The sequence below is a fragment of the Absiella sp. AM09-50 genome (assembly GCF_003433845.1).
GTDB classification, from domain to species: Bacteria; Bacillota_I; Bacilli_A; order Erysipelotrichales; family Erysipelotrichaceae; genus Hoskinsella; species Hoskinsella hominis.
In genome coordinates, this window is sequence record NZ_QVFI01000007.1 from 14,954 (window position 1) to 37,673 (window position 22,720).

At 35.6% G+C, this 22,720-nt stretch carries 18 protein-coding genes and 6 tRNA genes; 6 read left to right on the top strand and 18 right to left on the bottom strand.

All coding sequences use genetic code 11. From position 1 onward, the window contains the following. Positions 1–340: 340 nt before the first annotated feature. The 6 genes from DW114_RS08010 to DW114_RS08035 all read left to right on the top strand — a co-directional run bounded on the left by DW114_RS08010 (position 341) and on the right by DW114_RS08035 (position 5,355). Complete coding sequence (locus DW114_RS08010; RefSeq protein ID WP_117453262.1) at positions 341–802, top strand: MarR family winged helix-turn-helix transcriptional regulator; 462 nt, start codon at positions 341–343, stop codon at positions 800–802. Next, complete coding sequence (locus DW114_RS08015; protein WP_117453263.1) at positions 792–1,430, top strand: HAD family hydrolase; 639 nt, start codon at positions 792–794, stop codon at positions 1,428–1,430. The genes DW114_RS08010 and DW114_RS08015 overlap by 11 nt, the downstream gene beginning before the upstream one ends. Before the next feature lie 12 nt (positions 1,431–1,442). Beyond that, positions 1,443–2,252, top strand: coding sequence for a putative ABC transporter permease (locus DW114_RS08020; RefSeq protein WP_233509441.1), 810 nt, complete (start codon positions 1,443–1,445; stop codon positions 2,250–2,252). Continuing rightward, positions 2,252–2,797 (top strand): CDP-alcohol phosphatidyltransferase family protein, encoded by a 546-nt coding sequence (locus DW114_RS08025; RefSeq protein WP_117453264.1) that lies wholly within the window; start codon positions 2,252–2,254, stop codon positions 2,795–2,797. Before DW114_RS08020 ends, DW114_RS08025 begins: the two co-directional genes overlap by 1 nt. 12 nt (positions 2,798–2,809) lie before the next feature. Beyond that, complete coding sequence (gene ytvI / locus DW114_RS08030) at positions 2,810–3,883, top strand: sporulation integral membrane protein YtvI (protein ID WP_117453265.1); 1,074 nt, start codon at positions 2,810–2,812, stop codon at positions 3,881–3,883. A gap of 140 nt (positions 3,884–4,023) precedes the next feature. Continuing rightward, on the top strand, positions 4,024–5,355 hold the full coding sequence (locus DW114_RS08035) for a polysaccharide deacetylase family protein (protein ID WP_158552221.1): 1,332 nt from the start codon (positions 4,024–4,026) through the stop codon (positions 5,353–5,355). Between the two features lie 57 nt (positions 5,356–5,412). Here the strand turns inward: DW114_RS08035 and DW114_RS08040 are convergent, their stop codons facing one another. The 18 genes from DW114_RS08040 to DW114_RS08125 all read right to left on the bottom strand — a co-directional run bounded on the left by DW114_RS08040 (position 5,413) and on the right by DW114_RS08125 (position 22,529). Continuing rightward, the gene (locus DW114_RS08040; protein WP_117453267.1) at positions 5,413–6,363 is read right to left on the bottom strand and encodes an L-lactate dehydrogenase; all 951 of its coding nucleotides are present in this window, start codon (positions 6,361–6,363) and stop codon (positions 5,413–5,415) included. 128 nt (positions 6,364–6,491) lie between these two features. Next, positions 6,492–7,535 carry a ribonucleotide-diphosphate reductase subunit beta gene (locus DW114_RS08045; RefSeq protein ID WP_117453268.1) on the bottom strand — a complete coding sequence of 348 codons (1,044 nt, stop codon included), beginning with the start codon at positions 7,533–7,535 and terminating at the stop codon, positions 6,492–6,494. Positions 7,536–7,550: 15 nt separating this feature from the next. After that, on the bottom strand, positions 7,551–10,064 hold the full coding sequence (locus tag DW114_RS08050; RefSeq protein ID WP_117453269.1) for a ribonucleoside-diphosphate reductase subunit alpha: 2,514 nt from the start codon (positions 10,062–10,064) through the stop codon (positions 7,551–7,553). 103 nt (positions 10,065–10,167) lie between these two features. Beyond that, the gene (locus tag DW114_RS08055) at positions 10,168–10,812 is read right to left on the bottom strand and encodes a hypothetical protein (RefSeq protein ID WP_117453270.1); all 645 of its coding nucleotides are present in this window, start codon (positions 10,810–10,812) and stop codon (positions 10,168–10,170) included. 70 nt (positions 10,813–10,882) lie between these two features. After that, positions 10,883–13,504, bottom strand: coding sequence for a heavy metal translocating P-type ATPase (locus tag DW114_RS08060; protein ID WP_117453271.1), 2,622 nt, complete (start codon positions 13,502–13,504; stop codon positions 10,883–10,885). A gap of 10 nt (positions 13,505–13,514) precedes the next feature. Beyond that, complete coding sequence (locus DW114_RS08065) at positions 13,515–13,778, bottom strand: metal-sensing transcriptional repressor (protein ID WP_117453272.1); 264 nt, start codon at positions 13,776–13,778, stop codon at positions 13,515–13,517. Between the two features lie 143 nt (positions 13,779–13,921). Further along, positions 13,922–14,638 (bottom strand): purine-nucleoside phosphorylase, encoded by a 717-nt coding sequence (gene deoD / locus DW114_RS08070; protein WP_117453273.1) that lies wholly within the window; start codon positions 14,636–14,638, stop codon positions 13,922–13,924. A 259-nt stretch (positions 14,639–14,897) separates the two neighbouring features. Next, on the bottom strand, positions 14,898–15,911 hold the full coding sequence (locus DW114_RS08075) for an RNA-guided endonuclease InsQ/TnpB family protein (protein WP_117453274.1): 1,014 nt from the start codon (positions 15,909–15,911) through the stop codon (positions 14,898–14,900). A gap of 308 nt (positions 15,912–16,219) precedes the next feature. Then, a tRNA-Gly gene (locus DW114_RS08080) sits at positions 16,220–16,293 on the bottom strand. Positions 16,294–16,299: 6 nt separating this feature from the next. Further along, positions 16,300–16,375, bottom strand: a tRNA-Lys gene (locus DW114_RS08085). A 17-nt stretch (positions 16,376–16,392) separates the two neighbouring features. Next, a tRNA-Gln gene (locus tag DW114_RS08090) sits at positions 16,393–16,468 on the bottom strand. 7 nt (positions 16,469–16,475) lie between these two features. Next, positions 16,476–16,559 (bottom strand) — tRNA-Tyr (locus DW114_RS08095). 18 nt (positions 16,560–16,577) lie between these two features. Further along, positions 16,578–16,653: transfer RNA gene (locus DW114_RS08100), tRNA-Thr, on the bottom strand. Between the two features lie 7 nt (positions 16,654–16,660). Beyond that, positions 16,661–16,736, bottom strand: a tRNA-Val gene (locus DW114_RS08105). A 162-nt stretch (positions 16,737–16,898) separates the two neighbouring features. Further along, positions 16,899–17,195 (bottom strand): cyclic-di-AMP receptor, encoded by a 297-nt coding sequence (locus DW114_RS08110; RefSeq protein ID WP_158552220.1) that lies wholly within the window; start codon positions 17,193–17,195, stop codon positions 16,899–16,901. A 146-nt stretch (positions 17,196–17,341) separates the two neighbouring features. Continuing rightward, positions 17,342–18,793: a deoxyguanosinetriphosphate triphosphohydrolase gene (locus tag DW114_RS08115; RefSeq protein ID WP_233509439.1), complete on the bottom strand. Its 1,452-nt coding sequence runs from the start codon at positions 18,791–18,793 to the stop codon at positions 17,342–17,344. Between the two features lie 64 nt (positions 18,794–18,857). Continuing rightward, positions 18,858–21,446 (bottom strand): translation factor GTPase family protein, encoded by a 2,589-nt coding sequence (locus tag DW114_RS08120; protein WP_117453276.1) that lies wholly within the window; start codon positions 21,444–21,446, stop codon positions 18,858–18,860. Positions 21,447–21,548: 102 nt separating this feature from the next. After that, complete coding sequence (locus tag DW114_RS08125) at positions 21,549–22,529, bottom strand: diaminopimelate dehydrogenase (protein WP_117453277.1); 981 nt, start codon at positions 22,527–22,529, stop codon at positions 21,549–21,551. Positions 22,530–22,720: the final 191 nt, after the last annotated feature.

Genomic DNA, 22,720 nt, shown 5'->3' on the forward strand with positions numbered 1-22,720 from the left:
TCTGTTAGCTTTGCCTTTCACATCTACTTATAGCCGTGTTGAAACCCAGTACACTTTTTACTGGTACGTCACCTAAGCGCTCGCCAACTCCATGTTTGATATTCATATTGACGCACGCTCCTTTCATCACTTCGTTATCTGCTTATATTGTATCTTATTTTAATATTTTTGCAAGCGATTTCATTAACATTTTTCATTTATTTTTGTGACTGTAAGCATTTTCATTATTTTCATCCTATTTCTTACGATTTTGTCATTTTCTTACAGTATGTTTGACTTCTATATAGAAAACATATAAAATATGTAAAACACAAGTAATTAAGAAAGGATGCGAGTGCGCATGAATTCTGAAGTATATCAGCATCAGGTACAAGAACTAAACAAAAAACTAAGACATCACTTTTCTCATCTGCTGCGTATTGAATTTGACCACTTTCATATCACAGATATGCAATATAACGTTTTATCGGCAATCGATGAGCATGATGGCATCACAATTGGTGAATTAGCCAAAATGCTACAGCAGGATGCTGGCAATATGAGCAATCTGCTGAAGAAACTGGAACGTTTAGCTTATGTGATTCGTACACGCAGTGCAATCGATGAGCGTGTGATCAATCTGCATTTGAGTAAAGATGGCAGACATTGTGTAAAAACTATCAATGCCAAGATACAGACATATTATGAAAAAGAATGGAATCGTTATAACGATAAGGATAAAGAGATTATCTTACATGGATTAACGAAATTAAATCAGTTCTTTGAATCTTTTCTGGATAAGGAGGAACATGATGGAGAATAAAAAAGGCGTGCTGTTTGATATGGATGGCACTTTGATCAATACATATGAAAATATCAATCTGAAACAAGTACTCAGTGAATTAAAAACAGTCCCAAAAACATTGATACTGAAGATACTGGCATCCCGTGTAAAAAGTTTTGCACAGCTGGAAACAAAGATCTATGAAGAAATCGAAGATCAAAAGGAAGCACAGTGTTTGATCGATCGGATATCTAAATTTCTGGTGGAGCATTACGATAACACCACAATGAAAAAGGATGCTTTGGCTTTTCTGGATTATTTAAAATCAAATGACTATAAAATCTGTTTATGTACAAATAATGCCACAAGTCTAGTCGAGCATATTATTCAACATAAACAACTAGAAGGTTACTTTGATTATGTAATCACCTCGCAACAGGTAACACGGGCCAAACCCGATCCCCAAATGTATTTAGAAGCCGTTTCCCATATTGGTTTATCGTGTGAAGATTGTGTGGTATTTGAAGATGCTGAAAATGGTGTTATGGCAGCGAAAAATGCTGGGATCGATGTTATTGCGATTTGTGATAAAGAAAAGAAGAAATTTTCAGACTGTTCGATGATCATTAAAGATTTTAGTGATGAACGATTGTATGAAATATTTTAAAGGAGAAGGCCTATGTTGATCGAATGGATTTTATATTTCTTTATATACAGCTTCTTAGGCTGGGTATGTGAATGCATTTATTGTGGGGTACCCGCAAAGAAATTTATTAACCGTGGCTTTCTAGCCGGGCCTTATTGTCCTATCTATGGATGTGGTGCATTAGCTGTCATTTACACCCTGACCCCTTTCTCAGATAATGTTGTGATCTTGTTTGGCATGGGCGTTATCGTCACAAGTGCTTTAGAATATATCACAAGTTATATGATGGAAAAACTGTTTCACACCAAGTGGTGGGATTATTCAAAACATCCCTTTAATATTCATGGGCGTATCTGTTTAAAAAATTCTATCCTGTTTGGATTGATGGTACTAGTTGTATTTTATGGTGTTCATCCTGGTATTATGGATATCGTTTCTTTGATACCGGATACCATACAGAAAGTTGTTGTGGTTATCATAAGCGCTGCCTTCCTATATGATGGATACACTACAGTACATGCATTGCTTCGCAAAAATGTGGACTTCAGGGAAATTGAAAATAGTATTAAAGAATTGCGTGAAGCATTTAAAAATGCCAATTTATTCCCTTTGACACAGCCATTAACAGATAAGGTTCAACAAGTTTTAGACAGCACGAATGCGGATGAAATCTTACTAGCTCATATTGATAAGATTCGTATGAAGTTTGATAGTTTTTATCAAAAACGTAAGTTTACATATGATCGATTAAGCAAAGCATTCCCTAATCGAATCGAGGCGATTTCACGTAAAAATGCGGAACGCCTGTTTGAAATCATAACACGTCATAAGGAGGACCGCTGATGAAAAAGAACGAAATATTCACGATACCAAATTTTCTAACGCTGCTGCGTATTATCTTCGTACCTGTATTCATATATTTATATATGCAGGGAGAACATCTTGCAAGTGCCGTCATGATTTTGGTATGTGGGGCAACTGATTTTCTGGATGGTTATATTGCACGTCATTATCATCAAATATCAGAACTTGGAAAGGCAATGGATCCTGTTGCGGATAAGCTGCTTCAGTTTGCGATTGTTTTCTGTATGATTTTTACAGTAAAACATATGATCTGGTTATTCTTATTATTTATGATCAAAGAATGCAGTATGTTGGTCTGCTGGTTTATCTTAAAGAAAAAAGGCGGCTATATGAATGGCGCCATGTGGTTTGGGAAAATCAGTACTGCAGTATTCTATATAGCAATGTTTGCGTTAATTGCGCTGCCAATTCAAAATACATTGTCTGGGACAATATTAATGATTGTTACAGCATTCTTCCTTGCATTATCTTTCATTTTATATATGAAAACATACTTCTCTATGTTTAAAGATTTAAAACATTAGGCAGGTGGACATATGGATACAGAAAAACAGAGAGCATTTATTATACATTTCCTTTATTTTCTTATTATATTCACTTTGATTTTCATCTTTTTCCGCTATGTGATTTACTTTATTATGCCTTTTTTGATTGGATTTGCGATTGCCTTTATGCTGCGTCCTGTGATTAAGCAACTGGCAAAGAAAACCGGTGGACACGATAAGACCTGGGCCATCATTACCATTTTGTTGTTTTATTTAACCATTGGTATCTTCATTACCCTGTTGTCTGTCAAAGGGTTTCATGTATTAAGAGATTTCTTTGAAAATGTACCCCAGTTATATGAAATGTATTTACAGCCATTGATTGATAACATTTTAAGCAGTGTGGAAAATATCTGGTTAAATACTGATCCTGTGATTGCCAGCAATATTGAATCATTCTTGAATGATATATCATCCTCTCTTACAAGTATGATATCTTCCATTTCTAAAGGTGCCGTTTCTGTGATCAGTGATTTTGCGACAAGAATTCCTAATATGGTAATTTCTTTCTTCTTTGCGATTATCTCCAGCTTCTTTATTTCTGCGGATTATACGCATATTACATCCTTTATCGCACGACAGCTTCCTCCAAAACAGCGAAACATTATGTTTGCGATTCGTCATTATATTAGTGATACCATCATGTCTTTCATCATTGCTTATGGTAAATTGATGAGTTTGACATTTATTGAATTAAGTATCGGGCTTCATTTTATTGGCGTGGAAAATGCTTTGGTCATTGCTTTTATTATAGCGGTATTTGATGTATTGCCGGTGCTTGGTACTGGCGGCATCATGATTCCATGGATTCTATTTTCCTTTATCAACAGTCAGCCAAAGCTGGCGATTGGATTGTTGATTATCTATTTGGTTGTTACGATTATCCGAAATATCGTGGAACCGAAAATTGTTGGGAAACAGATTGGTTTACATCCATTATTGATGTTGTTATGTATGTATCTGGGTGTGAAGCTGTTTGGTTTCTTAGGTTTATTTATCATGCCATTCTTGATTTTAATCATACAAAATTTAAATCAGGAAGGACTGATACGCTTATATCGTTGAAAAGACCGATTTGGTCTTTTTTTTAAGATTTGTTAAGAGATTGATGATTGTATTTTAATGATACCTATGACATAATAAAAACGCTCTTTCAAGGGATAAGTATCAAAAAATTATCCATGATAAATAAAGGAGGTTTTCCTATGTATGAAAAGGCAAAAAAACGTAACATTAAAATATTAATCGCACTATTATGTCTTGCTGTCATTGCAGGCAGCTATGGCATTTATGTATTTATGACGAAGGATCCATATAAAGCGTATACTGCATATAAAGAGGATAATAAAAAAGCTGGTACAATGAAACATGAGGTACAAGATGAAGAAAAATTTTATCTTTCTGTTTATTATCCCGTGTTTGATAATGAAGTCTTAGATCAGGCTGTAAGTGCTTATCGTAATGACAAGATACAATCCGATTTAAAACAGAACAGTAAAATTATTATCAATGTGGACTACGACAGTTATGATATTTTCGATGCTTATATCTCTATCGCATTTCATCAAACATTGATGGATGAAGATGGTCATGCGTTAAAAACAACAACTTCTACCATTAATTATGATAAGAAACGAAATAAAATTATGGAAACGAAGGATGTTTTAAGAAGAGATTATATGAGCTTGTTGAGAAACAAAGCAAAAGATGCCAATGTGGATGTGGAAAAAGTAACGAAAAACAATACGAATAATTTTATCATTGGTGAAAAAGAAGTACGTTTCTTATATGGAAACAGTATGGATCGCATGATCACAATTCCTTATGATGAAAATAAAGAATATATCGCATTGACAAATCCTAACATTCCTTCCCTGTATCAAAAGGAAGCTATCGTACCTAAACAAAAAGATCAGAATATTGATCCTAATAAACCGATGATTGCATTTACTTTTGATGATGGGCCAAGTGATTTGACATTAAAACTGATGGATGCTTTTGATAAATATGATGCCAACGCAACCTTCTTTATGGTCGGACCTAATGTGGAAAGACGAAGCGATGTGGTCAAAGAAATGTATGCACGAGGATTTCAATTAGGAAATCATACCTGGACACATGAAAAAGAACTGACGAGATTAACCCACGCACAATTAATGAAAGAAATCTATGATACGCAGGATGCGATATTTAAAGCCTGTGGTCATGATGCTGATTATTTGCGTCCCCCTTATGGCAGTTATGATACAAATGTATTAAAGGCCAGTATCATGCCAGTGGCATATTGGGGTGTGGATTCAGAAGATTGGAAAAGCCGCAATGTGGATAGTATCAAGAAAGAGATATTAAAAAGTGTATTCGATGGCGCCATTATTCTGGAACATGATATTTATGGCACAAGTGTTGATGCTGCTATTGAATTATTGCCTGAGTTAAAAGCGAAAGGATATCAAATCGTTTCTTTGGATACATTGATGAAATATCGTGGAGATAAGCTGACAAAATCTTCTTATATCACTCCATCTTTATATGAATGATGAAAAGCGTACATGATACGCTTTTTTTGTTAAGAAAAAGTCATCCGAAGATGACTTTTAAGCAATCGATTCCATACTTTTTTCATTAATTTCTCTAAGTGTATCACAACTGTGATTGAATTTTGCCTGATCAACTTCATTCAAAGCCAAAGGAATAATTTCCTTTATCCCCTGTGCATTGATCATTGCTGGAACACCTATATATAAGCCTTTTTGTTTATATTCACCATTTTGATATGCAGATACGGTTAATATCACATTTTCATCGTCTAAGATTGCATGCACCAAACGATTTAATGATAACCCAATACCATAATAGGTAGAACGTTTCCGTTTGATAATTTCATATGCGGCTTGTTGTACCTGTGTATAAATCGCATGCAGATCAGATAGATCTTTATGTTTTTCATCCAGTAAATCTAGTAAGCTTTTTGCGCCAACATAGGCATGGGTCCATGGTACAAAGCTGGAATCTCCATGTTCTCCCATGATATAAGCATGAATATTGCTGCTAGAGATATTTAGATATTCACTCATCAAATAACGCAAACGCGCCGTATCTAATATCGTGCCTGAGCCAATGACACGCTCTTTCGGATAACCACTGACCTTCCATGCTAGATAAGTCATAGAATCAACCGGATTACTGGCAATGACCAGAATCCCGCCAAAGCCACTATCACGAATCTGTTCTACGACACTTTTCATGATTTTCGCATTTCGATTCGTTAACTCTAATCGGGTTTCCCCATCCTTTTGCGCAACACCTGCGCTTACAACAACAATACTTGCATCTTTACATTCTGAATAATCTCCTGCTTTGATGCTCATTTTACCTCTTGCATAAGGCAGCCCGTGTTGTAAATCCATCGCTTCTCCGATAGCTTTTTCTTTATCTACATCAATTAATACCAGTTCATCAATTCCTCCGGTATTTAAAAAGCTGTATGCCATACTCATTCCTACAAAGCCTGTTCCTACCAGAACCAGTTTTCTTTTATCATTCATGATCAAGACCTCCTTATAGTAGTATTCATTAGATTTAAGATTCTATGCATTCATTTTCACGGTTACCCAAATCTAACATTAGTATAGCATAAGCAGTCTTATTGTACGTTGATAACACCTTGTAGTTTCTATAGATCATCTACCAGTGCCGTACTTTTTGCATAAGCAGAGCTTCTGGCCTCAAAGAAATCAGTTTTGATTAGATTTGCGTTTGCGTACATGGATACCCATTCCATACTGGATGGCTCTTTTTCATAGCCTTCATAAAGAGGACCAAAATCTAAAGAGGTACTACGCAGATTTCCCAGGTAATAAATATAATCAGATACCATTTCCATCGTTAAACCATCAATATCATTACCTAACACATATGCACCCCAGCGGATTTCTTCCTCTACACCATGGCGCAGCATAGCTTTATATTCTTCTATTAATTCCTCTGTGAATAATTCAGGATGTTCTTTGCGAAGCTCTAAAATCATAGAACGGAAAAGCCATAAATGTGTGTTTTCATCACGATTGATATAACGGATTTCCTGTACAGAACCAGGCATTTTTCCCATACGTCCCAAATTATAGAAAAACATAAATCCAGAATAGAAATAGATACCTTCCAAGATGTAATTCGCCATCATGGTTTTTACCAGATGATAAGCATCCTTATGTTCCTGAAAATCGTTGTATAAATTTCCAATAAATTTATTACGTGCCAATAGATGTGGATCATCCTTCCATTGATACAGGATATCATTTCGTTCTTGTGGAGAACAGATACTGTCCAGCATATAGCTATAGCTTTGTGAGTGCACTGCCTCTTGGAAGGCCTGAATCGTTAAGCACAGATTGACTTCATTTGCTGTGATATATTCTCCAACATTGGGTAAATTTGCTGTCTGGATGCTATCTAAAAATATCAAAAAACTTAATGTTTTATCATATGCTTTTTTTTCCGCATCCTTTAAGCGACGATAATCTTTTACATCCTGTTGAAGATTGATTTCCTCAGGAATCCAGAAATTATTCATTGCCTGACGATACCAGTCACTGGCCCATGCGTATTTCATATTATTAAAATCATTCAGATTGGTGGTGTTTCCATTGATCATACGGCGGTTTCTAACATCACAATCTCCAAATTCATTAAACAGTGGTTTTCTTTTTAACGTTTCCATACAAGTTTTCCTTTCCTATGAGGAGCATGATTCACATTCCTCTACTTCTAATGATTTACTGCGTACATAATATAATGTTTTTACACCATATTCCCATGCGTGAATAAACAGCATCAATACCTGTCGCAGAGTAAATTCATTGGTAATATACAGGTTCACAGATTGTGCCTGATCAATATGACGTGCGCGAATTCCGGCACTTTTTACGATCCATTCCTGATCAATCAGGTGTGCGTTTTTATATAGCCAGAATGTTTTTGCGTTTAAATCCGGTGCAACACGGGCAATCATACTACCTTTTTTCTCTTCTAAAAAATATTTATTCATGATTGGATCTACTCCAGCGCTGGTACCGGAAATAATACTGGTAGAACTGGTTGGTGCAATTGCCAGAAGATAACCATTTCGCATTCCCTGTGCTTTAACAACAGATTGTAGATCTTGCCATGCCGCATTTTTATAATTGCGTTTTTCAAAATATGCTCCTGTTTGCCAGTCACTTCCCATAAAGCAAGAATAGCAGCCCTTTTCTTTTGACAATGCACTACTTGCTTCGATTGCATAATAATTGATTTTCTCAAATAACTGATCAACAAAGTCTAAATGCTCTTGTGATTCAAAGCGGATTCCTTGTTTTACCAGCATATGATGATATCCACTGACACCCAGTCCTATCGCACGATACTTTTGATTGGTAATTTTCGCATAAGGTATTGGATAATAATTTAGGTCAATGACATTATCCAGGGCACGAATGACATGATGAATGATGGTACGTAAATGTTCATGATCGTTGACATCAAGATTACCTAAAGATAAGGAGGCAAGATTACATACCACAAAATCCTGAGGCTTGCTTTTGGATACCACGATGGTTTCTCCATTGATTTCTACGATTTCATCATCATATAATTCTATAGGACTCATATTTTGTGCGATTTCGGTACAAAGATTACTACAGTAGATAATCCCTTTATGATGATTAGGATTACTACGATTGACTAGATCCCGGTTAAATGTAAATGGTGTACCGGTTTCCACAGCACTTTTTAGAATTAGACGGACAAGGTCCTTTAAAACCACGGCACGTTTGGGTAAGGCAGGCTCTTTGATACAAGCCAGATAACGCTGTTCCCATTCCTCTCCATAATAATCCTCCAGATGATAACCCATCACCTTATAAACTTCATGTGGACACAATAGATACCATGTCGCATTTAAATCTTCTTTGGCCATTTTCCAGAACAAATCAGGATAACATATCGCCGGGAATACATCGTGAGCTTTCATACGATCATCCCCATTGTTGGTTCGCAATGCTAAAAATTCAGGCAGATCTTTGTGCCATGCATCCAGATAAACAGCCACAGCGCCCTGACGAACGCCCAATTGATCAACTGCTGTAGCAGTATCATTTACCAATTTAATCCAGCGGATCACACCTCCAGCAGCGCCTTCAAAGCCACGGATATCACTGCCATTTGCTCTGATTTTTCCAAAATACATTCCCATGCCACCGCCATACTTGCTTACCTGCGCAAAGTTGTCGATACTTTTATAAATGTTTTTTAACGTATCATCTACCGTGTCAATAAAGCAGGAAGATAGTTGATGAAATGGTTTTCTGGCATTCGACATGGTTGGTGTAGCCATCGTTACCTCCAGCTTGCTTAACATATCATAAAACTGTTTTGCCCAGTATACCTGATCTTGTTCCTTCATAGCTAAATGCATGGCAATGCCCATAAACATTTCCTGTGGTGTTTCCATGATCTCATGTTGATGGGAACATAGAAGATAACGTTTCGATAACAGATCCAAACCGCTATAGGTGAACAAATGATCGCGTGTATCATCCAGATATGCCGATAATTCATGAATGGATTTTGCGTCATATGCTTTTAAGATATAATCTCCATATATTTTTTGATTCGTTAAGTATACGATTTTATCATAAAAACTATTGATTGATAAGCGTTTCATGCGTGCGGAAATATCCTGATGCAGCTGATAGGATAAAAAACGTGCTGCGATATGCTCCCATTTAGGTGCTTCCTTACTGATGGATTCTACACTGGCTTTGATCAGCATTGCCAGGCGTTCATCCCGTTCCATATCTGGTTTCAAAAAAGTATGAAATTTCTGTTTTAACATAGATAATTGATATGCTTCCTGCGGGAAATCCTTTTGTATCTGTTGAAAAATATGCATCAATTCTTCATCCAGTAGTTCTTCACAAAATTGTTTTAATAATAATCGATTTTCACTTCGCTTAGATCGATAAAGAATATAATTTTTTGCTTCTTTGTAAAACTGGAATTTCATCAGCTGTTCCTCTACCATATCCTGAATCCATTCCACACTGATTTCCTCTCTTTGTGACATCTGCTTTTTTATTGCATCACAAATTTCTTCTAATGTTGTTTCCTTTATTTCGTTATGGGTAGCGATGAATGCTTTTTTTATTGCCTGTTTGATTTTTTCTTCATCAAATACCTGATAACTGCCATCTCGTTTACGTATATTCATAATTTACACATTCCTTCCTTGGCATTAGTATAACGAAATATGAAAAACTCATGCAATTATGATGCCCATGAAATATCAGGAAAAAGAAAAGACAACGCCATCCTTAGGACTTGTTGTCTTCTTTCATTTTGTTTATTTTCGCTGCATATGGGGATTCTTTTAACTCTTCTGAAGCCATATCCAGGTATTTCTTTTCATTCTCTTTGTCTTTCTTGTTGTGATATTGTACGGCCAGCATATAACAGATCATACCTTTATTCCAGCCTTCCACTTGATCTAATTGTTTTTGCATAGAATCAATATAATCAAACTTATCACATAATAAAATATCATACATCATCTTACATTCTTCATAAACTGCATCTTGACCCAGCGATTTGATACGCTCAAGCAATTCTTTACATTTCCCTCTTTTTTCTTCATCAAGATAGTAATAAAATGCTTTTACACTTACATCAAGATTTTGTTTTTTATTCAAACGAAGGGATAATAATTCATCAAAGGTTTCTTCCACTTTTTTATAATCCGGCATCATCATATAGGCATTCATTTTCATATATAGACGATTGAAATAAGGAAAGAAATATTTGCTGGCAAACCCATCAGCAATCTTAAAAAATGCATCAAACTCACGATTTTTCAACGTACTCATAAAACGTTTTAATAGATATCGTTTATATAGCTGTGTTCCTACAACCATAACAACCATAATAACAATAAATAGGATCCAAAATTTTGTATTATCCATAAGACACCTCTTTCTTGATGAGATAATTGTACTATATTTTCCTTATGAAATCACTATCCTATTCATAAAGTTATTTAAAATTTCTCAAACGCAATGCATTGGATACTACGCAAACAGAGCTTAATGCCATTGCCCCGCCTGCAAATACCGGCGATAACAATGGGCCGCCAAACAGATGTAAGACACCAGCCGCAATTGGGATACCCAAAGAATTATAGAAGAATGCCCAGAATAAATTTTGATGAATGTTTCTGATAACAGCTTTTGACAAGCGGATTGCTTGTAAAACGTCCTGAAGATTATCTTTCATTAAGACAATATCCGCACTTTCTAAAGCAACATCGCTGCCACTGCCAATAGCAATTCCTACTTCACTTTGCATTAAGGCAACTGCATCATTGATACCATCACCAACCATGGCAACTTTTTTACCTTGTTGTTGCAGCATCTGTACCTGATTTCCTTTTTGATCAGGCAGTACCTGTGCAATCACATGTTCAATGCCTGCCTGTTTTGCGATTGCCTGCGCTGTAATTTTGTGATCTCCTGTCAACATTACAACATCAATGCCCTGATTTCGTAGTTGTGTAACTACTTCTTTCGCATTTGATTTTAACTGATCAGCAATTGCAAATATTGCTAAAAGTTCATCTTCCAAATACAGATAGACCACAGTTTTACCTTCTTTACGATATTTTTCTTCCTGATTTTGAAATTGCTTTGACACTGTGCTATCTGATTTGTTTCCGATAAATAATTTTTTACCTTCATAATCAGCTTCCAATCCCTGTCCATTGATGGTTTTAATTTGTGCTAATGATGGAATTTTGATATCCTCATCTGCGGCTTTCTTTAAGATTGCAGTTGCAAGAGGGTGCTTACTGCCTTGTTCTAAAGCTGCAGCCAATGCCAGAACTTCTTTTTCATGTTTTGAGGTTGCTATATCTGTAACAACTGGCTGACCAATGGTTAAGGTTCCAGTTTTATCAAAAACAATCGTATCAATTTGGCTGGCAGTTTCCAGTGCTTCCCCACTCTTGATAAATATACCCAGCTGGGCTGCTTTTCCAGTACCAACCATGATTGCTGTAGGAGTTGCTAATCCTAAAGCACATGGACAAGCGATAACCAGAACGCTTACAAATATTGTTAATGCAAAAGAGAAATCTTTTGTGGCAATATACCATAATATACCGGCAATAAAAGCGATAAGCATAACTGTAGGTACAAAATATAAAGAAATACGGTCCGCAATACGGGCAATTGGTGCTTTTTTGCCCTGTGCCTCCTCTACCATTTGAATTATCTTAGATAATGTTGTATTTTCCTGTGTAGCGCTGCATTTCATAACCATACGTGCATCAAGATCAATCGTACCCTGAATTAAAGCATCTCCATTTTGCTTTTTGACTGGCATACTTTCACCTGTCAACATGCTTTCATCCACATTTGCACCTGTGCCTACCACAATTCCATCAACTGGGATATGCTCTCCAGGTTTCACTACCAGCAGATCTCCTTCATTGATTTCATCTATTTGAATCGTGATTTCTTTATCATCTCGAAGTAAGGTTGCCTCATCAGGGCGCAGCTGCAACAAAGCAGATATCGCACCTGTTGATTTTTTCTTTGAAATACTTTCTAAGTGCTTGCCAAATTGAACAAGTGCAACAACCACGCCTGCTGATTCAAAATATAAAGTGTGAACAGCATGCATGTTGCCCTGCATAATTTGAATAAGCGATACTAAAGAATATAAATAGGCACTTCCTGTACCAACTGCGACAAGTGTATCCATATTTGGTGATTTATGAATAAGTGCTTTAATTCCACGTGTAAAGAAATGGCTGCCTAAGATCAATATGATCGTTGCTAAGATGAATTGGATAAACGCAAAATTAAAAGGGTGTGTCTTATAGTAAATGATATCAGGTAATGGTAACTCAAAACTACCCAGCATGTGTGACATTCCGATATATAATAAAACTGCAGCAATGCCTAAGGTGATATAGACACGTAGACTTTCATAGTCTTTTTTTATTGTCTGAGTTTTCTCCTCTTTATGGATATGTGCATGAAAACCAGCCTTTTCAATTGCTTGTATCATTTCAGAGATTTTAATTTTTTGATGATCATAAGATATGGTTGCCTGATTCATCACTAAGTTTACATCTGCAGAGATGATACCTTCTTTTTTTCTAAGTACTCGCTCAATAGAACTGCTACAGGAAGCACAGCTCATCCCTTCGATATCTAAAAGGCAAGTCGATGATACTGCATTTTCCTTCAGCGTGAAACCAGCTTTTGCGATTGCTGACTTCCATGCGTCAAAGTCACGTTTTGTGTATGATATCGTAACCTGATTCAATACCAGATTTACGCTCGCCTGCTGGATATCGTCAAATTTTGATAGAATTCTTTCCACACTGGCAGCACAGGAGGCACAGCTCATTCCTTCCACAGCGAATGTTTCACTATGAGATTCTTCTTTTTCGCTTAAAGAAAAGCCTGCTTTTTGTAATGCTCTATCACATGTTTCTGTGTTGATTTTTTGTTTAGAAGTGATGGTTACTTCATTCAAAATCAAATTTACTTCTGCATTTTCAATACCATCCTGTTTTTTTAAAATTCTTTCAACAGCAGCTGCACAGGACGCACAGCTCATGCCGTCCACATGATATGTTTTTCGCATAATAACCTCCTTATTTCAATAGTATAGATATAATATCCTCTATCTCTTTTAATTTTTCATCACTGTCTTGTTCGTTCATTGCGTTTTTTACACAACTTTGTAAATGCCCGCTTAGTATATGCATATTTGCTTTTTTCAACAAGGCAGTGGAAGCGAAAATCTGATTTGAGATATCAATACAATAACGATCATCTTCAATCATTTTAATGATACCTTCCAGCTGACCTTTTGCTGTTTTTAAATTCTGTAATGCTTTTTTTCTTTCTGGCGTCATAGATTACCTCCCCCCACCGGTGGTGGGATATTCACATTATAGGAAATAATATATAAGAAGTCAAATCATATGCCTTTATGCTTTTTGTAATAGTGACTAGATAAAAAAAGTATTCCTTAAACGATTAAGGAATACAATTTTGATTATAATTGAATCGTGGCTTCCAATGCAACTTCCATCATATTATTGAAAGAAGTTTGACGTTCTTCAGCACTCGCCCCTGCATGTGTAACCAAAGAATCAGAAATCGTCAATAAACAAGCCGCCTTTTTGCCTAGAATCGACGCATTGTGGAATAAAGCAAAGCTTTCCATTTCAACACATACACATCCATGTTTCTGATAAAAATCATTATGATCATCAACATTATCTTCGTGATAAAATACATCACTTGAATGGATACGTGCTTTTGTTAAATGCTTGTTTAATTTTTGTGCTGCGTTTTCTAATACGTCATTTAAAGAATCACTAGGATATTGAATATCACCAGATTTACCAGCCTGAGCCAAAGCAAATGTAGATTCACTCCAAGCACTTTCTGCTAAAACCAAATCGTATAATTCTAAAGTATCCGTATAAGCACCAGCACTGCCGATACGTATAATGTTTTCAACATCATAAAATTTATATAACTCATAAGAATAGATACCAATACTAGGCATTCCCATACCAGAGCCCATTACAGATACCTTATGTCCTTTATATGTTCCTGTATAGCCAAACATATTTCTGACTGTATTAAACTTGACTGGATTTTCTAAATAAGTTTCTGCGATATATTTCGCACGCAAAGGATCTCCAGGCATTAAAACTGTTTTGGCAATATCTCCAGGTTGTGCTGCATTATGTGGTGTTGACATAAAAATTCCTCCTTATAAACTACTCATTCATTATATCATTAGAAATATAAATTTGCATTATAATCCAGCACCAAATACTGTAAATTTAGCGTCAAATACTTGTAAATACTCAAAATAAAAGCATGCTGAAACCAAAATTTCAACACGCTCTTTTAAGGTTCGAACTCTATGGCAGGTTTCGTGCATTTCGCATGTGGAGTGCCTTCTCCCGTCCCATAACTGTATACAAGGATATTATGGGCTAATCACATTTCTGTGATTATAGTGTTTGTAGAATATTAAGTGCTCCTACAACATCACGATGGGCATGATAACCACAGGAGCAATGATAATCACGATCATCTGCATGGTTGATTTTACCACATTTCGGACATTTTTGTGAAGTCATATATGGATTTATATAACGTACTTCTATTCCTTCCAGCTCAGCTTTATATTCAATAAATTCCTGTAAACGTCGATATGACCATAAATATATATTTTCACATTTACGAACATTGAACCTTCGATTGATTCTTGTTAATTTTTCCATTTTTATAACACCAATATTTTCTTTAACAGCAAAATCTACAATTTGTCTTGATATTTGATGATCATAATTTGTTAATACATGGCTTAATTTATGCTTAAAAGCGATTAGTTTCTTATATTGTTTCATTTTTTGCAGCTTTTTGATGTGACCACGTAATTGTCTTTGACGATAACGTATTTCACGACCATTACCAAAAAAGCGAACTTTACCCTCACTCGTTGCAACAACAGCAGGTACCTTGATTCCGATATCAATTCCCATCTGTTTTTTCGAATATATTCGTCTTTCTTGTAATTGCAAATAAATGACAGCGTACCATTTCTGATGGCTATGTACAATTTGGAGATTCATTGGTTTTCCCATCTTCAATCGTTTTAATTGTTGCTCATTTTGATAAAAAGGAACATACAACTTACGTTTTCTATCCGACAGCCCTAACTCTAAAATCAAATTTTCTTTAATCCAATATGAGGAATTACTCCAATAACTGGAATAGCAAAATCGAAATGGTGTTTCTTCTTTCTCATTAAACCAATTTTTTGCTTCTGCCAAAACCAGATGCTTAGAGTTGTAAGATATCCGATTGCTAATATCCTTATAGCGATATTCGTATGTCTTATGCTCTTTCAAAAAGATGTCGTGAATTCTTCCTACTTCTGATTTAAAATTTTTCTCATAATCTAAAAGGTCTTTTTCTATCTCATTGTTAACAATTAATGAGAGTTTTATCATTAGATACATATTATCACACTCCCTACATTATATATATACGTAAAAAAGGTGTGAAAATCCTAAAAAATTTTTAAAATAGCAAAAACAACCTATGACTAGTTAAAAAAGTGCAATTATCGTAATGGTCAGCGGAAAACATTGTCCCCACCATGTCATATTAATAAAAATGCACCTTAAATGTTCGTAGGCCAAGCGATCGCATTCCAGGTTCGTCCCCAGCCAATCAATCTATATAACCAAATCCCCCACAGGAACCGTCCAATAGCAGACTTCAGCCAAAAAAACACCAACCTTGCGATTGGTGTACGTTTCATAGATGGAGCGGATGATGAGAATCGAACTCACGTAGTCAGCTTGGAAGGCTGAAGTTCTACCATTGAACTACATCCGCAATAAATGGTGACCCGTGGGCGATTCGAACGCCCGACCCTCTGATTAAAAGTCAGATGCTCTACCAACTGAGCTAACGGGTCATTTATTGTTTATTGATTGGCTGGGGTAACTGGACTCGAACCAGTGGAATGCCAGAGTCAAAGTCTGGTGCCTTACCGCTTGGCTATACCCCAAGAAGTATGGTGGGGAGGGACGGATTCGAACCGCCGAACCATAAGGAACTGAGTTACAGTCAGCCGCGTTTAGCCTCTTCGCTACCTCCCCAGCATTTTTTTATTAAGATGGTGCCGACTAGAGGAATTGAACCCCCAACCTACTGATTACAAGTCAGTTGCTCTACCAATTGAGCTAAGTCGGCAAATTCATGGTGGAGGTTAACGGACTTGAACCGCTGACCCTCTGCTTGTAAGGCAGACGCTCTCCCAACTGAGCTAAACCTCCAACTCTTTATTTCTTAGCACTTCCTTGCCTCAGTGCCCTAATATAATACCATCTACATTTATATCTGTCAACAACTTTTTTTCTTTTTTTTAATTTTTTTATTTATTTTTTTCTTAAGCCTTAAATCTCCCTTAATAAAAGGCCTTTAGACGATTTACAAAACTAACTGGCACCCATTCCAATAATCTTTGCATACTCATCTAACGCAATTTGATAGATTAAAACCTTGCCAAAAAACGGTAAATTTTTATCTTTATTATGATGGCGGCTTGCATTACGCAATTTATCAATCACTTGTTCAACTTGATTTTCTTCAACTCCAAGCAATAAAATAGTTTCACCATATCTAACAAATTCACCTGTGCTTGCAACTTCTGTTGCAGTAAAGCCACCCTGAATCAGCGCAGATGTTATTTCATCAATAAATTCATCATTTGCTACAATCAACAATAATTTCATCCTTAAATACACCTCATGTATTATCATAACATAATTTCTTATAAAATACATATCATCCTAATATAAATTCATCTATTATCTGAATCTCTTATAACGATATAATTTTTTTAATTTGCTTTATCATAAAAAGAGATGAATCATCACATTCATCCCATTCCATTTAATTCTCTATATAACTGTTTTGCATAGCTGTCTGTCATTCCACACACAAAATCTGTAGCCAATAAAAGTCTGCGATATAATTTTTGATTATCACTTAATCCACTTTTGCATTCTTCATGGTAGTTATCCAAATAATTTTTAGACATTAGCTGGATATATTTCATTTGTATCTCACTAATATCTTCAGTACTATCATATGAAATTAAAGCATCCACAAAACGATCTAATAAAAAAGTAATCACTTCATTCCCCATCAATTCTATACGAAGAATGGAAGAATGATTATATATTCGCTCAAATGCGAATTTTTTCAGATTATTAATCAGTGCGCCCTGACTTCCTGTTGTGATTAATTCTTGTGTAAATTGTCCTGTCATGATTTCTTCATAATGTTCAATAAATGCCATAGTAATCTGAGATACACAAAATAATTGTTTTTTTGTCAGCCATCCAAATACCGCAGCTTTATATGGATCATCATCACTATCTTCTAATTCTTTCGCATCTTTTAGAAGTTTCATCAATAATTCTGCACCATATGAATCCTCAGCTGATTGTATAACCTGTAATAAATCATCATATGAATACATTCCTTTATTATATCCATCTTCTAAATCTGCAAATGTATAAGCTAAATCATCTGCTGCTTCTAATATAAAACATAATGGATTTCTGCTTATTCCTGTTCCTGTATTTTCTTTGATTTTTTGAAACAGATTTTCTTCACTTTGGAAGTATCCAATTTTCTTTTGTAGCAGCGTTCTGTTTGCATTATTTTCTGCCTGCGTTTTTTCAATAGAATTTACTGGATATTTAATGATTGTATCCATTACCGAAGATGTCAAGTGTAACCCATTTGGTCCTATCAGTCTGTGTAGCTTTGTGATTATTCGTAATGCCTGCGCATTGCCTTCAAAATTATATAAATCTAATATCTGTTGTTCATCCAAAACATCTGTTAATGGCTTGCCATGAAATTGTTTGATATTCAGATTTTTTTTAAACCAGTTTCGTATTGCAGTTTCCCCAAAATGTCCAAATGGCGGATTTCCGATATCATGTAATAATCCTGCACAATTCAAAATCTCCATAGCTTTTTGTACGTCTGGTAATTCTTCTTCACTTTCAAGATTCATTTCTGAAATTTTCTGACATACCTGCTTCCCCATCAATTTCGCCAAAGATGACACTTCTAGTGAATGTGTCAGTCTGGTTCTTACAAAATCGCTTTGGTCAAGGGGAAATACTTGTGTTTTATCTTGTAAACGACGAAAGGAAGCACTTCTTATAATTCTATGATAATCACTTTCTATTTCACTGCGGAAGCGGTTAGCTTCGTTTTTTTCTTTATCTGGAATTCTTTTTTCACTCATTATTTTATCCCAACTCATACGCATAATAATATCACCTCTTTCTTTTATTTTAACACATATCATAGCTTAATCACCTCATAATGCCTTTTTCACAAAAAAACAGCAAGGTTTGTTATGTAATGTATAACTAATCCTCACTGCTTTCTTCATCCATATATTTTTTTACATCTTCTAACAGATATGTACGATATTTTTTCTGTGTATGTTCATAACTGCTCATCTCAAGTTTTTCAATACGTTCTAATTCTAATTTTAATTCTCTTGATGACATTCTTCCAGCACCCTGACCTATCACAATCAATTGTTCCATAGCATCTGATGTGACTACACTAACCTGATATTCATTCGCCATTTTATGTGTAGCTCGTTCAATATACATATCCGCTGTCTGTGCTTTCCGTGTATAAACAACATAGATATTATGATATTGGTTCATTGATCCAACACCTTCTTGTACTTTATAGGCATCAAAAACAAGAATCAACAGGCAGTTTTTGTATCCTTGATAGTTACACATGGCATTGATTAGTTTTGTTCGTGCTGCATCCAAATTCTGCATTGCTAATTCTTCTAATTCAGGCCAGGCATGTATCACATTATATCCATCCACAAGAATACATTGTGGTTTTTTTATAATTGATATTTTAGGTTCTGTTATAATTTCTTTCTTTTCCATTGCTGGTGTATATCTTTTTTTGCTGGTTCCATATGTTTGCACAAATATTTTTTCTAGTTCTGTATCCATATCTATTCCTGGCTGATAATTTTTTTGTTTTTGTATTATCGCTTTGGGTTCTTCTGGTTTCCAGCAGTATTTTACATGCATATGTTTTTTCACTTCATTCCATGGTACATAATATCCAGCACCTTGCGAACAGAAAATAGATCCGGTTGGATGTTCTAAATCTGTTTCACTATCATATCCAATCTGAGCTAATATTTCTTCCTGGTTCTCACAAGGCTCATAGTCTTTTAAACTACATATCAACTTGCCTTTTCCCTTGGTATATGCTGTCACTTTTTGTTGATAGTCCTGCATCATGGAAACTGGTGCTTTTCCACATATTATACTGTTTGTATCTGTTGCGTCTTTGATTTCAAATGTACCATGCATGGTTTCGATATCAAAAATCGCTTTACTAATATACTCATTTGGAATATCCAGTTGAAATTCGTAGTATGGTTCTAATAGAATAGAGGTTGTTTTTTTCAATCCTTGACGTACTGCACGATAGGTCGCCTGACGGAAATCACCGCCTTCCGTATGTTTGTTATGGGATTTTCCTCCAATCAGGGTTATTTTAATATCTGTGATAGGAAAGCCACCCAGTACACCCGGATGTTCTATTTCTTCTAAATGTGTCAGTATCAATCGTTGAAATTGTCCAGATAATTGATCTTGTGGACAGTCTGTAGCAAATTGCAGACCGCTGCCTCTTGGTAAAGGTTCCAGCAATACATGTACTTCTGCATAATGTCGAAGTGGTTCAAAGTGACCTACACCTTCTATCGGTTCTGTAATCGTTTCTTTATAGATCACACTGCCTTTATCAAAGGCTACTTCTACACCATATCGATCTGATATCTGTTTTCTTAATACGTCAATCTGGATTTCGCCCATCAATGCAACACGGATTTCATCCGTTTGTTTTGTATATGTAACATGCAGCTGGGGATCTTCCTTAGCCAGTTGATTCATCTGTTTCAATAATAGATGTTGATCATAACCAACTGGTGGCACTATGCGATAATTCATATAGGACATTAATACCGGCTGTTGAAAATGTTCTTCTATGCCAATGCCATCCCCCGGTAAAAAGCTTTTTAATCCTTTGATGGCACATATTCTTCCTGCTTCAATCTCTTGGAGCATTTCATATTTATTTCCCGAATACAAACGAATCTGATCGACTTTTTCATCTTCTTTTAATTTTGTTTTAGACTTTAATATACCACCGGTGATCTTCATATGCGTCAATTGATTTCCCTGCTCATCATGGCTGATTTTATAGATTTTAGCGCCGAATTCTTGCGGATATTGTTTCTCCATTGTATATGTACGCATTCCTTCCAACAGTTCTTCTATGCCCTCCATTTTTAATGCAGAGCCAAAAAAGCAGGGGAAGATGAACCTTTTTGATATGGATTCTGCGATGTTTTCTGTGGAAATATCTCCTGTTTCCATGTAATTTTCTAAAAGTGATTCTTCGCATAATGCGATATTTTCATAAAATTCCTCATTTTTATGTGTAAAATCCACACAATTTCCGCTAAGTTTTTCTTTGATATTATCCATTAGTGTTTGTACATCTGCATAGGCAGCATCCATCTTATTAACGAATATGAAAGCAGGGATGTGGTAATGCTGTAACAGTTTCCAAATAGTCTGTGTATGTGCCTGTACGCCATCCATTCCATTGATTAGCAGAATTGCATAATCTAATATTGGCAGCGTACGTTCCATCTCTGTAGAGAAGTCAACATGACCCGGGGTATCTACCAGTGTAAATTCACAATCTTTCCAATTCATGATCGCTTGTTTTAGATATATCGTGATTCCACGACTTTTCTCTAATTCATTATAATCGAGAAATGCATCACCATGATCCACTCTTCCCGGTTTTCGTATATTGCCAGATAAATACAGCATGCTTTCACTCAGTGTTGTTTTTCCAGCATCAACATGGGCCAATATCCCTGTGACTATGCGTTTCATGTGATCATTCCTTCTTTCTTCTGCATTTAATTATATGGAAATTCTATGAAATTGCAATGCATTGTGTCTTTTAAAAAGAAAAAGGCATTTCGCCTTTTCTTGTTATAATAAATTTTTTCGTAATTCTTCTCCTGTTGCTGGATGCAGGTAAGCTGGAGCAATATCAAAAATAGTTTTACAACCATATTGTCCTTCTGATGCTAGACGATATGCCGCTCTAGCGAATGCGACCAACACACTGGATGTGAATTCAGGGTTGGAATCTAATGTTAATTTATATTCCATGACGTGTTTATTTTCATTATCAAAACCTGTTGTACCAGTTCTGAATACAATACCACCATGTGGAATGCCTTTATGATCTCTCATCAATTCTTCTTCACTGATAAAGTGAACCGTTGTATCATAATCTGAAAAATAATTAGGCATTGTTTTGATTTCATTTTCAATTCTTTCTAAATCAGCGCCTTCTTCTGCCACAACAAAGCATTCACGTGTATGTTTTTGTCTGGTTGTTAAATCTGGATTTTCACCATTACGTACACTTTCTAATGAAACTTCCACAGGAATTGTATATTGTCTAGCATCTTTTACACCTTCAATACGGCGAATAGCATCAGAGTGTCCCTGGCTAACGCCTTTTCCCCAGAATGTATAATCATTGCCATTTGGTAAAATTGCCTGACCATATAATCGATTTAATGAGAATAAACCTGGATCCCATCCTACAGAAATAATGCTGATATGTTTTCCATTCACACTTGCTTTGTTAACATCTTCAAAGTGTTCTGGAATTTTCGCATGTGTATCAAAACTGTCAATGACGTTGAAGTGTTCTGCTAGTTCAGCAGTTTGTTTTGGCAGATCATTTGCACTACCTCCACATAACACTAATACATCAATTTGATCTTTCATGTCATATACTTTTTTCATTTCATAAACTGGGACATTTGTGTGTGTCTTTACCGTTTCAGGATTTCTTCTGGAGAACACACCGACAAGTTCCATATCATTGCTTTTTGAAACAGCGCATTCTACGCCTCGTCCCAAGTTTCCATAACCTACGATACCTATTTTAATCATAACAAACCTCCTCGTTCGTTTTGAACAGGTATATTTTACCACTATTCAGTTTTGACGTATAGAAAAATTTTCTGAAAATTTCGTTTTTTTGTTTCAAAGAAATCTAATCCCCGCTTAAAAACCATGTAAGCTCGATTTAGTATCTTTCAAATTTAAAGCATTTATACCTTTATAAACATTTATCAAGGTAT

Excerpts from the sequence above, each read along its gene's own strand:
- DW114_RS08050 (WP_117453269.1), bottom strand. The coding sequence starts at position 10,064 with ATGAATATACGTAAACGAGATGGCAGTTATCAGGTATTTGATGAAGAA.
- DW114_RS08110 (WP_158552220.1), bottom strand. The coding sequence starts at position 17,195 with ATGAAATTATTGTTGATTGTAGCAAATGATGAATTTATTGATGAAATA.
- DW114_RS08040 (WP_117453267.1), bottom strand. The coding sequence starts at position 6,363 with ATGAATGATAAAAGAAAACTGGTTCTGGTAGGAACAGGCTTTGTAGGA.
- DW114_RS08025 (WP_117453264.1), top strand. The coding sequence starts at position 2,252 with ATGAAAAAGAACGAAATATTCACGATACCAAATTTTCTAACGCTGCTG.
- DW114_RS08125 (WP_117453277.1), bottom strand. The coding sequence starts at position 22,529 with ATGATTAAAATAGGTATCGTAGGTTATGGAAACTTGGGACGAGGCGTA.
- DW114_RS08035 (WP_158552221.1), top strand. The coding sequence starts at position 4,024 with ATGTATGAAAAGGCAAAAAAACGTAACATTAAAATATTAATCGCACTA.
- DW114_RS08010 (WP_117453262.1), top strand. The coding sequence starts at position 341 with ATGAATTCTGAAGTATATCAGCATCAGGTACAAGAACTAAACAAAAAA.
- DW114_RS08020 (WP_233509441.1), top strand. The coding sequence starts at position 1,443 with ATGTTGATCGAATGGATTTTATATTTCTTTATATACAGCTTCTTAGGC.
- DW114_RS08065 (WP_117453272.1), bottom strand. The coding sequence starts at position 13,778 with ATGACGCCAGAAAGAAAAAAAGCATTACAGAATTTAAAAACAGCAAAA.
- DW114_RS08055 (WP_117453270.1), bottom strand. The coding sequence starts at position 10,812 with ATGGATAATACAAAATTTTGGATCCTATTTATTGTTATTATGGTTGTT.
- ytvI (WP_117453265.1), top strand. The coding sequence starts at position 2,810 with ATGGATACAGAAAAACAGAGAGCATTTATTATACATTTCCTTTATTTT.
- DW114_RS08045 (WP_117453268.1), bottom strand. The coding sequence starts at position 7,535 with ATGGAAACGTTAAAAAGAAAACCACTGTTTAATGAATTTGGAGATTGT.
- DW114_RS08015 (WP_117453263.1), top strand. The coding sequence starts at position 792 with ATGGAGAATAAAAAAGGCGTGCTGTTTGATATGGATGGCACTTTGATC.
- DW114_RS08115 (WP_233509439.1), bottom strand. The coding sequence starts at position 18,793 with ATGATATGTGTTAAAATAAAAGAAAGAGGTGATATTATTATGCGTATG.
- DW114_RS08075 (WP_117453274.1), bottom strand. The coding sequence starts at position 15,911 with ATGTATCTAATGATAAAACTCTCATTAATTGTTAACAATGAGATAGAA.
- DW114_RS08120 (WP_117453276.1), bottom strand. The coding sequence starts at position 21,446 with ATGAAACGCATAGTCACAGGGATATTGGCCCATGTTGATGCTGGAAAA.
- deoD (WP_117453273.1), bottom strand. The coding sequence starts at position 14,638 with ATGTCAACACCACATAATGCAGCACAACCTGGAGATATTGCCAAAACA.
- DW114_RS08060 (WP_117453271.1), bottom strand. The coding sequence starts at position 13,504 with ATGCGAAAAACATATCATGTGGACGGCATGAGCTGTGCGTCCTGTGCA.